Source organism: Agrococcus terreus (assembly GCF_014645235.1).
Taxonomy (GTDB): domain Bacteria; phylum Actinomycetota; class Actinomycetes; order Actinomycetales; family Microbacteriaceae; genus Agrococcus; species Agrococcus terreus.
This window is the reverse complement of sequence record NZ_BMLM01000001.1, coordinates 695,349-709,996: the sequence shown is the minus strand read 5'-3', so window position 1 is coordinate 709,996 and position 14,648 is coordinate 695,349. Positions and strand designations below refer to the sequence as shown.

Genomic DNA, 14,648 nt, shown 5'->3' with positions numbered 1-14,648 from the left:
ACCACAGGACGGCGAACCGCGCGCAAGACGCGGCCGGCTCCGCCGGCAGCTCCTCGACCAGCGGACGAGCCACCCGCTGGTTGGGCCGCTCCGCGCGCCCAGCGCGCTGAGCGTGTCGAAACCACAGCACGGCGAGCAGCTCGCCACGCGGCGGTCTCGAGACGCGGCCGGCTCCGCCGGCAGCTCCTCGACCAGCGGGGGCGTTCCCGCTGGTCGAGCCGCTCCGCGCGCGCAGCGCGCTGAGCGAGTCGAAGCCACAGCACTGCGGACGCCCCGCCGCGCTGGTGGTCTCGAGACGCGGCCGGCTGCGCCGGCAGCTCCTCGACCAGCGGGAGGCGCAGCGGGGAGGACAGCCGGGGGCGTCAGCCCCAGTGCGGCGGCACGTCGCCGCGCAGGCGGTCGTCGTTCTCGCGCGACTGGGTGCGCTCCTGCTCGGGCTCGCCGATCCAGCCGGGCGACGGCTCCGTCGTCACGCGACGCCCGCGGCGACGGATGACGAGCGGGGCGGGCGCCGCATCCGGCGCCTCGGCCGCAGCTGGCTCGGCCGCAGGCTCGGCGGCCGCCTCGGCCGCCGCCTCAGGCGCCGACTGCTCCCCCGGACTCTGCTCGCCGCTCACCGCGCCGCGTCGGCGCCGACGAGCTCCGCGATGCGATCGGCGACGGCCTCCGGGTCGGTGAACAGCTCGAAGGCGTGCACACGCATCGTGTGCCAGCCGAACCGGCGCAGCACCTCGGGCCGCAGCCGCAGCGCCTCGCGCAGGGTGCGGTCGCCGTCGTCGTGGTCGGCCTCGATGGCCGCGCACACGCCGCCGTTCGCGACGACGAGCGGCAGCGCGCCGTCGTACGAGACGTCGGCGCGCAGCCCCCGGCGGCGCAGGCGCGCGGCGAGGTCGACCATGAGCGGGTCGCCGCCGAAGCGCTGCTGCGGCCGCTGGGGCGATGCGGCGTCGAGCAGGATCTCGCGCAGCTGGGCCGCGCCGTGCGCGAGCCGCTCCGGGTCGAGCTCCGCCGCGTCGAACGAGGTGATGATCTGCATCGCCTTGCGGGCGCGCGTCATCGCGACCGCGAGCAGCCGCTCGCCGCCGGGCTCCCCCAGCGAGCCGAAGTCGACGTTGCGGCCGTGCTTCGTGTGGCCGTAGCCGACCGAGAAGATCACGCGGTCGCGGCTCAGCGCGCTCGCGTGCGTCACGTCGACGACGACGAAGGGCTCCTCGCGGTCCGCGACGACGAAGTCCGTGAGCGGCCCGCTCGCGGCGAGCGCGGCCATGATCGACTGCTGGATGCGCACCTCGTGCCGCTCGTTGGCCGTCACGACCATGAGCGACTCCTGCGGGCGCGAGCGCGCGTGCTGCACGACGAGCTGCACGACGCGGTCGACCTCGGCATCCGGGCTCTCGACCGTCGCCATGCCCTGCTCGGGCAGGCCGTGGGCGCCGTGCACGACGGAGGCGGTGAGGGATGCGTGGCCCAGGTACGTGCCCGCCCACGGCAGCGCCTCGATGCGGCCCTCGTAGAAGCGGTCGTTGACGGCCGCGACGAGGTCGGCGCCGCCCGTGCGGTACGAGCGGGTGAGGCGACGGCTCGGCAGCACCTGGCCGAGGCGCGAGAGCGCCGACTCCGCGTGCAGCTCGTCGGGCGTCGCGAGCTCCTCGCTGGGGCGCACGCCGAGCGTCGAGATGCCGACGTCGAACGGCGAGGGGGTCTGCGTCGTCGAGTCGCCGAGCGCGATCACCTGGCGCGCGCGGCTGATGGCGCCCGCGGCCTCGGCGATCGTGATGGCGCCCGCGTCGGCGAGCACGACCGCGTCGAAGGGGATGCGGCGCGTCACGCGGTGCAGGTCGTAGGGCGAGGCGAGCCAGACGGGGGCGACGGCGCGCGTGAGGTGCGGCGCGTGGCGCTGCAGCTCGTCGGAGGCGACGCCGCCGGCGCGGATGAGCTGCCGCACGGCCTGCGCCTCGTCGGGGTGGTCGTCGATCGCGAGCCGCCACTGCTCGGCGAGCTGGTGCGCGAGGCGGGCGCTCGAGGCGTCGACGTGCGCCTCGTCGACGAGCGCGAAGTCCTGCTCGAGGCGGCCGAGCACCTCGGTGTTGCCGCGCAGCAGCGCACGCTCGCGGCCGAGCATCGCCTGCAGCGCCGACTGCCACCAGGCGAGGTCGAGCTCGTGCTCGATCTCGTCGTCGGCGACGTGCCGGTCGGCGAGGTCGGCGAGCAGCGCGTCGAGGCCGAGGCGCTCGATCGAGCCCATGAGCTCGGCCCGCTCCTGGATGTTCTGGAGGGCGTCGCTGGGCGCCGCGAGCGTCGCGACGCGGTCGCGCAGCTCGTCGAGCGGCAGGTCGACGCTGCGCGCGTCGGGCGTGAGGCCCGCGTCGAGCCGGTCGAGCCGCGCGACGACGTCGCGCAGGCGCGCCTCGAGCGCCGCGAGGCCCGCGGGCACCGACGGGATGGAGCCGTCGGGCGCGAACTTCGCCCAGAGGCGCCGCTGCTGCTGCGCGGCGAGCAGCACGTCGTGGAGGTCGGGCACGTGCGCGCCGGGGCGCACGTACTCCTCGGCGAGCTTGCGCAGGCGGCGACGCTGCATCGCGCCGAGCGCCTGCAGCGCCTCGCGGCGCGGGCCCGTGGCGGTGATGAGCTCGCCGAGCGGGCGGTCGTAGATGCCGGGCGTCATGACGTCGAGGGTCGAGCGCACGTCGGTGAGCAGCGCCACCTGGATGCCGAGCTCGGCGAGCGTCGCGGCGGGCCGCAGCTTCGTCGAGCCGACGACCTCGCGCGCCTGCTCCACGAGCGCGCCCAGCAGCTCGCGGTCGAGCTCGCCGGCGTCGGCGTAGGCGGTGGATGCGTCGGCCGAGCTCGCGAACGTCGCGCCGTACCAGGGGGTGTCGCTCGGGCCGTAGCGGAACTGGCCGAGCTCGGCCGCCTTCCGCATCGTGGCGGCCACGCGCGGACGGTCGGTGGCGAGCGCCCGCGTGGACGCCTCCGAGAGCCGCGCGCGCGTCGACGGCGGCGTCGGCAGCATGGCGAGGCGCGAGAGCTCCTTCAGGGCGTCGAGCACCGAGACCTGCAGCTCGCCGTCCACGCGCCGCAGGGCCGCGCGGTAGTCGAGCAGCACCTTGCGCAGGCGCAGCATCGCCTCGTCGATCTCGCCGGTGTCCGGGCGCTCGGTGCGCTCGATGCGACGGATGGCGGCGATGAGGTCGCGGCGGAGGGTCGCCTCGCCGACGGCGAGCGCCTCGAGCTTCGTCGCCGCGAGCCGGTCGGCGATGTCGCGGAGCGTCGCGCGGCGCGGGCTCACGACGAGCACGCGCTTGTCGTCGCCGACGAGCGCGGCGACGACGTTCACGATCGTCTGCGTGAGGCCGGTGCCGGGCAGCGCCTCGACGACGATGGAGTTGCCGGCGCCCGCCTCGGCGATCACCGCGTCCTGCTCGCCGTCGGCGTCGAGCACGAGCCGGTCCACCTCGGGGTCGCGCTGGTCCTGCGGCGTCTCGTCGATGCCGTTGCGGCCCTCGCGCACCCGCCAGGCGGCCTGCTCGTCGCCGCGCACGGCGTCGAGCACGTCGTGCGGCTGCTGCTCGAGGTCGGCGGCCATCGGCTCGCCCACGTCGGCGAACGTGGAGGCGAGCAGCCGCGCCTCGAGCGCGAACCCGGGCACGTGGGCGGCGGCGAGCCGCACGGCGTCGAGCACCGCGTTGGGCGTGAAGGTGCCCTCGCCCGAGGCGAGCTCGACGAGCTGCCGGTCGTCGAGGCGCACGCCGTGCTCCTCGCGGAGGATGCGGGCGATGCGCGGGTTGAGGAACGGCTGGCCGAGCAGCTGCAGCTCGAAGTCGCGGCCGCGGCGGCGCACGATGAGCGGGCGCAGCAGGACGGGCCCGTAGACCTCGCGATCGCCGCGCGGGAAGCGCGCCATGCCGATGCCGAGGTGCACGGCGTCGATCGAGCGGGCGGCGGCGAGCTCGATGCCCTTGGAGGCGATCGATGCGGCGGCCGAGCGGGCGGCGCGGAGGGCGAGGTCGTCGCGGATGAGGCTCGACAGCGCCGTCGGCCGGCCGGTGATGAACTGCGCGAGCCCGCCGGGGTGCGTGGTCGAGAGCTCGACGCGCGTCGCGGTCGTGTCGATGAAATCGGTGAGCGGACTGCGGCCGCCGACGCGCCGCAGCGCATCCGCCCATGCCTGCCACTCCCCCTGCCGCCGCGACGGCGGCGCGGGCGGCGAGGCGGGGGCCGGTGCGCCGGTGCGCGAGCGGTCGGGGCCGAGGTGGAGGGGCGCGCCCTCGTCCTCCGCCGGAGCGGCGTCGTCGAGGTCGTCGCCCGTCACGCGGTCGTCGTGCTCGCCGGCGGGGTCGATCAGCGCCTCGGGCACCTCGCCCCGGGTCTCGTCCTCGTCCTCACGCACATCGTCACGATAGTCACCCGGTGCCGGAGAGGGCGGGCGGCGCGGCGGGAGTCGGCCGGATCGGCGGCGCGCGGGATGCCGCCTAGAACCAGGCGTCGCCGGTGCGGCGCGTGTAGACGGCGCGCAGCCAGCGGCCGGCCTTCGCCCACAGCGCGTAGCGGCCGGTGAGCGGCAGCTCGTAGGTCGGCATGTAGCGCACCGGCTCGGGCGCCCACGCGGTCTTGAACGTGTAGAGGCCCTTGATGTCGCTCGTCTCCCACGACGCCGGGTCGGGGATGTTGGCGAGCTCGTAGAGGGTGACGCCCTGCTCGTGGAGGTCCTGCATGATCTTCCACTGCATCAGGTACGGCGCGAAGATCTTCGCGTTCTCGCGGATGCTGCCGGCGTCCTTGTACCAGGCGGTGTCGCCGAAGCGGATCACGAACGCCATCGACTGCACCTCGCCCTCGTAGTGTGCGACGTAGAAGTGCCCCTGGCCGACGGTCTTGTAGACGTCCCAGATGCGCTGGAAGTACTCCGGGTGGCGGAAGTAGCCGCCCGAGCGCACCTTCGTCTCGCCGATGAGGCGGTGCATCTCCGCCTCGTTCTCGGGCGTCATCTCGACCTTTGTGACGGTGACGCCGAACTTGTTCTCGGCGGCGCGGTAGGAGTTGCGGGCGCGCTTCTTGAAGCGGGCGGCGACCTCGTCGAGCGTGCCGGTGAGGTCGACCGCGACGGCGTGCTGGTACTGGCTCGACGCGGCCGGCACCCAGCCGTTGCGCTCGAAGGCCTCGACGAGCTCGGGCGTCTCGGCCTGGAAGGTCTCCATCTTCAGCCCGAACCAGCGCTTCGGGTAGGCCTTCGCGCGTGCGGTGATCGCGTCGACCGCGGCGGGCGTGATGCCGCTGACGCGCGGCAGGAAGATGATGCGGCCGGCGAGCGGCGCCGTGCGCTCGAACAGCTGGATCGGCAGCTCGCGGCCCTCGGCGGGCACCGGCACGACGTCGCGGAGTCCCCGCCACGGCGACTCCTCGCGGGTGCGGGCCCACGCGTCCGACTGCATGTAGTGGCCGCGGTCCTGGCCCTCGAGCACCTGCGCGTCCCAGGCCGTCCCGTCGGTGGTGCGGAAGGGCTTCGGCTCGGTCGCGCTCATCTCGCTCGCTCTCTGCGTGGGTGGCTGCTGCGTGGTGGTGCGGGCATCGGGATGCGGCGGCACCGCGGTCGATCGTAGCGGCGGGATGCGGCGCGCCCCCGCGCCGGCGTGGTGCCCCTGGAGGGACTCGAACCCCCAACCAGCTCCTTAGGACGGAGATGCTCTTCCATTGAGCTACAGAGGCCGGACCGGACGATCCTACCCTGAGCGCCTCGGGGCATCCGCGGCCCTGCTGCCGCGCGCAGCGGGGCCGGGACGGCCGAGCGCCCGCCCCGGCATGCGGGACGGGCGCTCGATCACGCGTCTCAGGTGACGTCGATGAAGACCGGGGCCGAGCCGCCGATGTTCACGCCCGCGACCACCGTGTTGTAGCCGCTCCAGCCGCCGTGCACCGCACGGCCGCCGCCGATGTAGATCGCGACGTGGGCACGGCCGGTGCCGCCGTCGGAGTAGTAGATGACGTCGCCGGGCGAGGCCGCCGACATCGGGATGGTCGGGCCGAGGTTGAACAGCGAGCCCATGCCCGAGTAGGGCAGGCCAGCCGCCGCGATCGAGCTGCGGACGAGCGCGACGCAGTCCTGCGAGACGCCCACCTGGGCGAGCGCGGCGTTGGCGATGACCGAGCCGGAGGCGCCGGCCGACGCGCCGGCGCCGGTCGAGGCGGCCGACGAGGACGCGGCCGACGAGGAGGACGACGAGGAGGAGGCCTGCTGGGCGGCCGCCGCCTGCTCCTGGCGGGCCTGCTCCTGGCGCTCGAGCTCGGCCTCGATCTCGGCGCGGATCTGCTCGAGCTCCTGCGGCGTGGTCGCCTGCACGTCGAGGCGCTGGCCGTCGGCGGGCTCACCCGCCGTGACGACGCCCGACACGGTCTGGGCGTCCTGCGCGACGAGCGCCGACATCGACTGCTCGGAGGCGCCGGAGCCGGAGGCGAACGCCGGCAGGGCGAGGGGGGAGGCGAGGGCCGCCGCTGCGGCGATCACGCCGACACGGCGCGCACCGCGGACGAACGAAGCGCGCGAGGCGCGCGAACGCCCGGTCGGCTCCTGGGCCTGGGTCTCGTGGGTGGTCGTCACTGCTGCATGCTCCTGAAGATCTCGTTCCGTATGCGGCCGCCGCGGCGGCACATCCGGCTACGTTACCAAATCGTTATCGTCTTGTCACCAGTCGCCCAGATCAGCCGAAGCGGCGGACCTCGGGGGTGCCGAACGCGGCGACCATCGCCGAGTAGCTCGAGTACTTGACGGGCTTGCCGCTCGTCGCGGCGTGGATGATCGAGTCGCCGCCCGCGTGGATGGCCACGTGGCCGCTCCACACCAGCAGGTCGCCTGCGGCGACCGCGGAGGCGGGGACGGGCGTGCCGTAGCCGGCCTGCGCGTTCGACGAGTGCGGCAGGTAGTAGCCCGCCTGGCCGTAGACCCACATCGTGAAGCCCGAGCAGTCGAAGCCGGTCGAGGGGCTCGCGCCGCCCCACACGTAGGGGGCGCCCAGCTGCGACTGGGCGATGCCGACGATGGAGCCGTTCGACGGCACGTTCACCGCGGCGGGCGCCGCGGCGGTGGTCTGGCCCGACCCGGCGGCCTGTGCCGTGCCGGCGGCGGCGGTGTTCGCAGCAGCCTCTTCGCGGGCGGCGGCGAGCTCGGCCTGGCGGGCCTCCTCGGCTTCCTGCGCGGCCGCCTGGAGCTCGGCGAGCTCGTCGGCGGTCGTGCCGGCGATGCCGGCGCGGGCGATGCCCTCGATGCGGGCGTCGGCGTCGACCGTGACGGTCTGCGAGTTCTCGGCGACGATCGCGGCGAGCTCGCCCTCGGAGAACTGCGGCGAGGCGGGCTGGAAGGCGGCGGCCGGGAGCGAGAGGGCTCCGATGAGGGCGGCCGCGATCCCGACGACGCCGACGCTCTTGGCCCCGCGGCGCAGGGCGTGCGAGACGGGCGCAGGTCGATCAGCCATCGAAGGGACGGCGATGGCCGTCGAGTGCTGCTGGGTCATGTGGCGCTGGTCCTCCATCAGGTGTCCCGCGCACGCTCCGGTGCGGGGCTGACTGCCGAGGAGACTAGCCCACCGTTACCGTTTCGTCACAATCCCCCACGCAGCCACGGCGAGCCTCAGCGGCACCTGGGAGCGCCCTGGACGGAATGGGCCTCCGCGCCGGACCTGGCCCGGACGGCCCGCGTCAGGCGGCGAGGTAGACGTGCTGGGCGAGCTCGACCGGCAGGTCGATCGCCGCGCCGCCCTCGACCGCGATCCGGATGCGGTCGCCCGCCGCCGCCACGTCGACGCGCGCGCCGGGCAGCACGCCCGCCGCCTGCAGCTCGGCGAGGCCCTCGACGTCGAACTGGATCGGCTCGCCGAGCCGCCGCACGGTGTGGGCGCCGCGCGCCTCCGTCGCCCGCACGACCCCGTCGAGGAACGCCGCAGCCGGTGCGAGGCCGAGCTCCGCGAGCCCGGGGATCGGGGTGCCGTAGGGCGACTCGGTGGGGTTGCCGAGCAGCGCGAGCAGCCGGCGCTCCACCTGCTCGCTCATCACGTGCTCCCACCGGCACGCCTCGTCGTGCGCGAGCGTCCAGTCGAGGCCGATGACGTCGGTGAGCAGGCGCTCGGCGAGGCGGTGCTTGCGCAGCACGCGCGTCGCGAGCGCGCGCCCCTCCTCGGTGAGGTCGAGGTGGCGGTCGGCGGCGACGACGACGAGACCGTCGCGCTCCATGCGCGCGATCGTCTGCGAGACGGTGGGGCCGGAATGGCCGAGCCGCTCCGAGATGCGGGCGCGCAGGGGCGTGATGCCCTCCTCCTCGAGATCGAGGATGGTGCGGAGGTACATCTCGGTGGTGTCGACGAGATCCGTCACCCTCGACTCCCGTCCGTCGGCCGCCTGCGTCGCACCCACCCTATTGTTCCCGTGCCCGCTCGTAGGATCGACGCGTGACCGACATCGTCATCCCCGCAGACCTCCTCCCCGCCGACGGCCGCTTCGGATGCGGCCCCTCCAAGGTGCGCCCCGAGCAGGTCGCCCGCCTCTCGAGCAGCCTCGACCTGCTCGGCACGAGCCACCGCCAGGCTCCCGTGAAGTCGCTCGTCGCCTCGGTGCGCCAGGGCCTCGCCGACCTCTTCTCCCTCCCGGAGGGCTACGAGGTGCTGCTCGGCAACGGCGGCTCGACCGCGTTCTGGGACGCCGCCGCGTTCGGCCTCATCGAGCGCCGCTCGCACCACCTCGCGTTCGGCGAGTTCGGCGCGAAGTTCGTGAAGGCGGCGTCGGCGCCGTGGCTCGAGGCGCCGAGCGTCGCGAAGGCCGAGCCGGGCTCGCGCCCCGTGCTCGAGGCCGTGGACGGCGTCGACGTCGTCGCGTACCCGCACAACGAGACCTCCACGGGCGTCTTCCACCCGGTCGTGCGCGGCCAGGCGGATGCGCTGACGGTCGTCGACGCGACGAGCGCGGCGGGCGGCCTCGCCGTCGACGTCTCCGAGGCCGACCTCTACTACTTCGCGCCGCAGAAGAACTTCGCCTCCGACGGCGGCATCTGGTTCGCGATCGCCTCGCCGGCCGCGATCGAGCGCATCGACCGCGTCGCCGCCTCCGGCCGCTACATCCCGGAGTTCCTCTCGCTGCAGCAGGCGGTGACGAACTCGCGCCTCGAGCAGACCCTCAACACCCCGGCGCTGGCGACGCTGCTGCTGCTCGACGAGCAGGTGCGGTGGATGCTCGCCTCGGGCGGCCTCGACGCGATGGCCGCGCGCACGGCCGAGTCGTCGTCGACGCTCTACCGCTGGGCGGAGGGGCGCGCCGAGGCGACGCCGTTCGTCGCCGACCCCGCGCACCGCTCGAACGTCGTCGCGACGATCGACTTCGACGACTCGGTCGACGCGGCCGCGCTCGCGAAGGCACTGCGCGCCAACGGCGTCGTCGACACCGAGCCGTACCGCAAGCTCGGCCGCAACCAGCTGCGCGTCGCGACCTTCGCGGCGATCGAGCCCGCCGACGTCGTGCAGCTCACGCGCAGCCTCGACTGGCTGCTCGACCGGCGCTAGCCGTACGCGCAGAGGCCCGCGACGCTCCGGCGTCGCGGGCCTCTCGCACGGGCGGGGCGGGCCGCAGCTGCGGCGCGTCAGTCCCCGCGCGCCGCGTACGGCTCGTGGTCGTCGTCGGCGTCGGCGTCGCCGTCGGCCACCTCGTGCTCGTCGTCCTCGTCCTCGTCCTCGTCGAAGTCGTCGTCGAAGTCGTCGTCGAGGTCGGCGTCGAGGTCGGACTCGAGGTCCTCCTCGAGCTCGTCGTCGTCCGCGTCGCCGTCGGCCGAGGCGGCCTCCTTCGCGGCGAGGTAGTCGGCGAGCCGGTCGGCCCACGGCACCCAGGCCGGCGCGAGGAGCGATCCGGCGCCGGGCAGGAGCGTGGCCTCGAGCACGGTCGGGCTGCCCTCGACGCCGCGCGAGAGCAGCACGGTCCAGGTCCAGTCGGGGTAGCCGGAGAGCAGCGACGCGTGCCGGATGGCGACGACGTGCTCGCCCTCGGCGACCGCGTCGAGCACCTCGCCGACGGCGCCCTTCGGAGCGATCTCGTCGAGCGCGGCGACGGCGAGCGCGAGCTCCTCCATCGTCGGCGTCGTGGGCACCGGCTCCGGCCGCGGCTCGGGCTCGAGCTCGGGCTCCGGCTCGGGAGCAGGAGCCGCCTCCGAGGCCGGCGAGCCCTCCTCGGCGGGAGCGGCATCGGCGTCGTCCTCGGCTGCCGCCTCCGGGGCGGGCGCGTCGAGCGGCGCCGCCTCGACCGCGGCGTCGACGTCGGCGACCTCCAGCAGCGGCGCGGCAGGCTCGTCGGCCCGCGCCTCCGCCTCGTCGATGCGGGCGACGGCCTCGTCGATCGGCTCGGCCGCGACGGCGGGGTCCTGCTCAGCGGGGGCGTCAGGCGTCGAGGTCATCGGCGACCTTCCGCAGCATCTGGGCGATGGTCGAGCCGTGCGCGGCGCTCGGGTAGCGGCCGCGGCGCAGGTCGTTGCCGATCGTGTCGAGCAGGCGCACGAGGTCCTCGACGATGATCGCCATGTCCTCGGTGTCGCGGCGCTGCGCCCGCGCGGCGCCCGCCGGCGCGCCCAGCACGCGCAGCGAGAGCGCCTGGGGGCCGCGTCGGCCGTCGGCGATGCCGTACTCGACGCGCGCGCCCGGCGCGATGCGGGTGCCCTCGGGGACCGCGGAGGCGTGGAGGAAGACCTCGACGCCGTCGTCGCCCGCGATGAAGCCGAAGCCCTTGGCCTCGTCGAAGAACTTCACCCTGCCGCTCGGCATCGCACCCTCCATGGTGTCCGTCGCGCGGCGCCCTGCCGCAGGCTCCCAGCGTAGTGGGCGGGGCCTGGGGGCCCCGTCCCGCGATATCCTGGTCGGATGCCGAAGGCGAGCAGCAACCCGACGCAGCGTCCCAAGCCGCGCACGCGCCCCGCGCAGGCGCGGCCCCGATCGCGCCGCGAGGGGGTCGAGCGCGCCCTCGCCGCCCTGGTCGTGGCCTTCGGCGGCATCGCGGTGCTGGGCTTCGCGGCGACGCTGCTCCACATCGCCTTCCGCGACGGCAACCCGTTCTTCGCGGGCGTCGCGTGGCAGTACGCGTTCTGGCTGCCGCTCGTCTCGCTGCCGCTCGCCGTCGTCACGCTCGTGACCCTCGTGCTCGTCAGCGCCTCGGGCAAGGCGCGCGGGCGCTGATGGAGCCGGCCTGATGGACGTCGTCGCCCTCGCGGCGCGCATCCAGGCGCTCCCGGACGAGGCCCTCGACCTGCTCGTCGTCGAGCGGCAGGCGCCGCCGCAGCTCGGCTCGACCTTCGACCTCGCCGAGCACCTCGTCGCCCCCGCCTCGATCGAGCGGGCGCTGCGCTGGCGCACCGCGTCCGAGCTCCGGACGCTCGCCGAGGGCGGCTCGAGCGCCCGCCTCGACGCGCTGATGCTCGGCGTCGACGGCGCCGCGCTGCCGGCGGTCGCGGAGGCCGCGGCCGTCGCGACCGATCGGCTCCCCGAGCCGCCGGCGCCGCCCGCCCCCGCCGAGAGCCCGACCGCGCCGCACACGGCGATCGACGAGGCGATCAAGGCGGGCGAGCTCGTGCACCGAGTGGCCGACCGCCCGGTGCGGCTGCGCAGCCGCGCGCAGCTGCCCGCAGCCACCGCCCGCGAGCTCGCGGGCGCGATCGACGCCGACGCCGCGCTGCTCGAGGAGCGGCTCGAGCCCGTGCTGCTCGCGGGCCTCCTCGACCGCCGCGACGGCCGCCTGCTCGCCACCACCGCCGCCGACGACTGGCTGGCCGCGCCCGTGCCCGATCGCTGGCTCGCCCTCGCGCGCGCCTGGCTCGCGGCGGTGCCCGACGCCGCGGCCGTCGCCGCCGACGACCTCCGCGCCGCCTTCCCGCTCGCCGACGCCGAGGTGCTGGCCGTCCGCGAGCGCCAGGCCCGCCAGGCGCGCGCCCTCGGCCTCGCCGACCGCGGCGCGCCCACGACGCTCGCCGTCCAGGCGGTCGAGGATCCGGATGCCGCACGCGCCGCGCTCGCGACCCACGTGCCGCCGGCCACGGCATCCGTCTACCTGCAGCCCGACCTCTCGGCCGTCGCCCCCGGTCCGCTCGCCCCCGAGGTGGAGGGCCGGCTGCGCCGCATCGCCGCCATCGAGCGAGCGGGCATCGCCTCGCAGTGGCGCATCACCGCGCGGTCGGTCGCCGCGGGCCTCGCCGCCGGCGAGTCGGTCGAGGACGTGCTGGCGTTCCTCGAGGCGGCCTCGCTCACGGGCCTCCCGCAGCCGGTCGCCTACCTCGTGCGCGACACCGCCGCGCGCTTCGGGGCCGTGCGCGTGCGAGCCGTCGACCCGCTCGCCGAGGGCGGCGCGCGCTCCCAGGCACGCTCGGACGACGCCCAGCTCATCCGCACCGTCGCCGTCGACCGCGCGCTCGCCGCCACCGGCGCCGCCGCCGCGGGTCCCCACCGCGCGACGTTCCGCACCAGCGCCGAGGAGACCCTCGAGGCGCTCCTCGAGGAGCGCTACCCCGCCGTGCTCGAGGACGAGGCGGGCGAGCTGGTGGTGCGGCTCCCCGAGCGCGCGCCCGCGCGCGAGCGCGAGCCGAGCCGCCTCGTCGCCAGGCTGCGCGACACCGGCTTCGACGTCGGCGAGCAGGAGCGCGCCTGGCTCGAGCGCCAGCTCGTCGCGGCGGCCCGCGACCGCCTGCCGGTGCGGCTCACCGTCACGACCTCGACCGACCCCGTCGACGTCGAGCTCGTGCCGCTCGCCGTCGCCAACGGCCGCCTCCGCGCCCGCGACGCGGCGCGCGACGTGGAGCGCACCCTGCCGCTGAGCGCCATCACGCGCGTCGCGGGCCTCGGCGTCGCCTCCTGAGCCGGCGCGCCGACATCCGCCCACGCATCGCGCCCTCCCTCCCCCGCCCGGAGCGTCCGCCCGCAGCGAGCGCCCCTCGGCCCCCGGAGGACGCGGGAGTAGGCTGGTCGGCTGTGACGCTCCCAGGCCCGCTCATCGTGCAGTCCGACCGGACGGTGCTGCTCGAGGTCGCCCACCCGGATGCCACGGCCGCGCGCCAGGCGCTCCAGGTCTTCGCCGAGCTCGAGCGCGCGCCCGAGCACATCCACACCTACCGCGTGACGCGGCTCGGGCTGTGGAACGCCCGCGCCGCCGGCCACACCGCCGACGAGATCGTCGGCACGCTCGACCGGTTCGCGAAGTTCCCGGTGCCGGCGGGCGTCGCGCAGGACATCCGCGAGACCATCGGCCGCTACGGCCGGCTCACGATCGAGCGGGACGACGAGGGCCTCGTGCTGCGCAGCCAGGACCGCCCCGTGCTCGAGGAGGTGCGCCGCTCGAAGAAGGTGCAGCCGCTCCTCGCGGGACCCGCGGACGGCGGCATCCGCGTCGTCGACTGGGCGCGCGGCGAGCTCAAGCAGGAGCTCGTGAAGCTCGGCTGGCCCGCCGAGGACCTCGCCGGCTACACGCCCGGCACGCCGCTCGACATCGACCTCGACGAGGACGGCTGGGAGCTGCGGCCGTACCAGGCGGATGCGGTGCAGCACTTCGCCGACGCCGGCTCGGGCGTCGTCGTGCTCCCCTGCGGCGCCGGCAAGACGATCGTCGGCGCCGCCGCCATGGCCGCGACCGACACCACCACGCTCATCCTCGTGACGAACACCGTCTCCGCGCGACAGTGGCGCGCCGAGCTGCTCGCCCGCACGAGCCTCACCGAGGACGAGATCGGCGAGTACTCCGGGCAGAGCAAGGAGATCAAGCCGGTCACGATCGCGACCTACCAGATCCTCACCGTGAAGCGCGGCGGCGAGTACGCCCACCTCGGAGTGCTCGACGCGCTCGACTGGGGGCTCATCGTCTACGACGAGGTGCACCTGCTGCCCGCGCCCGTCTTCAAGCTCACCGCCGACCTCCAGGCGCGCCGCCGGCTGGGCCTCACCGCGACGCTCGTGCGCGAGGACGGCCGCGAGTCGGACGTCTTCAGCCTCATCGGCCCCAAGCGCTTCGACGCCCCGTGGAAGGAGATCGAGGCGCAGGGCTTCATCGCCCCGGCCGAGTGCTACGAGGTGCGCATCGACCTCGACGAGGACGAGCGGCTCGAGTACGCCGCCGCAGGCGACCGCGACCGCTACCGGATCGCGGCCTCGAGCCCGCGCAAGATCCAGACCGTGCGCCGCGTGCTCGAGCAGCACCCCGACGAGCAGACCCTCGTGATCGGGCAGTACCTCGACCAGCTCGACGACCTCGCCGAGGCGCTCGGGGCGCCGCTCATCACCGGCGAGACGCCGGTGGCCGAGCGCGAGGTGCTCTTCCAGGCGTTCCGCGAGGGCCGCGAGCGGGTGCTCGTCGTCTCGAAGGTCGCGAACTTCTCGGTCGACCTGCCGGATGCCTCGCTCGCGGTGCAGGTCTCCGGCTCGTTCGGCTCGCGCCAGGAGGAGGCCCAGCGCCTCGGCCGCCTGCTGCGCCCGAAGGGCGGCCGGACGGCCAGCTTCTACACCGTGGTCGCGCGCGACACGGTCGACCAGGAGTTCGCGCTGGGGCGCCAGCGCTTCCTCGCCGAGCAGGGCTACGCGTACACGATCCTCGACGAGCACGAGCTCGGCGCGGCCGACCGCGCGGGCGTCGCCTGAGCGGATTCCGGTGACGTT

At 75.2% G+C, this 14,648-nt stretch carries 12 protein-coding genes and 1 tRNA gene; 4 read left to right on the top strand and 9 right to left on the bottom strand.

The window, feature by feature from the left end; all coding sequences use genetic code 11:
* Positions 1–362: 362 nt before the first annotated feature.
* The 7 genes from IEW90_RS03515 to IEW90_RS03485 all read right to left on the bottom strand — a co-directional run bounded on the left by IEW90_RS03515 (position 363) and on the right by IEW90_RS03485 (position 8,361).
* The gene (locus IEW90_RS03515; protein ID WP_188716071.1) at positions 363–617 is read right to left on the bottom strand and encodes a hypothetical protein; all 255 of its coding nucleotides are present in this window, start codon (positions 615–617) and stop codon (positions 363–365) included.
* The gene (locus tag IEW90_RS03510; RefSeq protein ID WP_188716069.1) at positions 614–4,390 is read right to left on the bottom strand and encodes an AAA family ATPase; all 3,777 of its coding nucleotides are present in this window, start codon (positions 4,388–4,390) and stop codon (positions 614–616) included. The genes IEW90_RS03515 and IEW90_RS03510 overlap by 4 nt, the downstream gene beginning before the upstream one ends.
* A gap of 82 nt (positions 4,391–4,472) precedes the next feature.
* Entirely contained in the window at positions 4,473–5,522 is a 1,050-nt protein-coding gene (locus tag IEW90_RS03505) for a lipid II:glycine glycyltransferase FemX (RefSeq protein WP_188716068.1), read from the bottom strand.
* 109 nt (positions 5,523–5,631) lie between these two features.
* Positions 5,632–5,706: transfer RNA gene (locus IEW90_RS03500), tRNA-Arg, on the bottom strand.
* A gap of 121 nt (positions 5,707–5,827) precedes the next feature.
* Positions 5,828–6,595 carry an NlpC/P60 family protein gene (locus tag IEW90_RS03495; RefSeq protein ID WP_188716060.1) on the bottom strand — a complete coding sequence of 256 codons (768 nt, stop codon included), beginning with the start codon at positions 6,593–6,595 and terminating at the stop codon, positions 5,828–5,830.
* A 100-nt stretch (positions 6,596–6,695) separates the two neighbouring features.
* On the bottom strand, positions 6,696–7,466 hold the full coding sequence (locus IEW90_RS03490; RefSeq protein ID WP_188716058.1) for a C40 family peptidase: 771 nt from the start codon (positions 7,464–7,466) through the stop codon (positions 6,696–6,698).
* 223 nt (positions 7,467–7,689) lie between these two features.
* Positions 7,690–8,361, bottom strand: coding sequence for an iron-dependent transcriptional repressor DtxR (locus IEW90_RS03485; protein ID WP_188716056.1), 672 nt, complete (start codon positions 8,359–8,361; stop codon positions 7,690–7,692).
* A gap of 74 nt (positions 8,362–8,435) precedes the next feature.
* On the opposite strand from IEW90_RS03485, the gene serC reads away from it, so the two are divergent.
* On the top strand, positions 8,436–9,539 hold the full coding sequence (serC, locus tag IEW90_RS03480; RefSeq protein WP_188716054.1) for a phosphoserine transaminase: 1,104 nt from the start codon (positions 8,436–8,438) through the stop codon (positions 9,537–9,539).
* A gap of 77 nt (positions 9,540–9,616) precedes the next feature.
* Here serC and IEW90_RS03475 read toward each other — a convergent pair whose 3' ends face one another.
* Together IEW90_RS03475 and IEW90_RS03470 are read right to left on the bottom strand one after the other, a co-directional pair.
* Positions 9,617–10,420 (bottom strand): DUF3027 domain-containing protein, encoded by an 804-nt coding sequence (locus IEW90_RS03475; RefSeq protein ID WP_188716051.1) that lies wholly within the window; start codon positions 10,418–10,420, stop codon positions 9,617–9,619.
* Positions 10,404–10,784, bottom strand: a complete 381-nt coding sequence (locus tag IEW90_RS03470) for a cold-shock protein (protein ID WP_188716049.1) — start codon at positions 10,782–10,784, stop codon at positions 10,404–10,406. Before IEW90_RS03470 ends, IEW90_RS03475 begins: the two co-directional genes overlap by 17 nt.
* A 96-nt stretch (positions 10,785–10,880) precedes the next feature.
* Between IEW90_RS03470 and IEW90_RS03465 the strand changes: the two genes are divergently transcribed.
* The 3 genes from IEW90_RS03465 (at position 10,881) to IEW90_RS03455 (ending at position 14,630) form a co-directional block, all read left to right on the top strand.
* On the top strand, positions 10,881–11,192 hold the full coding sequence (locus IEW90_RS03465; RefSeq protein ID WP_188716047.1) for a hypothetical protein: 312 nt from the start codon (positions 10,881–10,883) through the stop codon (positions 11,190–11,192).
* A 13-nt stretch (positions 11,193–11,205) separates the two neighbouring features.
* Positions 11,206–12,861 carry a helicase-associated domain-containing protein gene (locus IEW90_RS03460; RefSeq protein WP_188716045.1) on the top strand — a complete coding sequence of 552 codons (1,656 nt, stop codon included), beginning with the start codon at positions 11,206–11,208 and terminating at the stop codon, positions 12,859–12,861.
* 113 nt (positions 12,862–12,974) lie between these two features.
* A complete protein-coding gene (locus IEW90_RS03455) occupies positions 12,975–14,630 on the top strand; it encodes a DNA repair helicase XPB (protein ID WP_188716043.1) in 1,656 nt (551 codons plus the stop codon).
* The last annotated feature ends 18 nt before the right edge of the window (positions 14,631–14,648 follow it).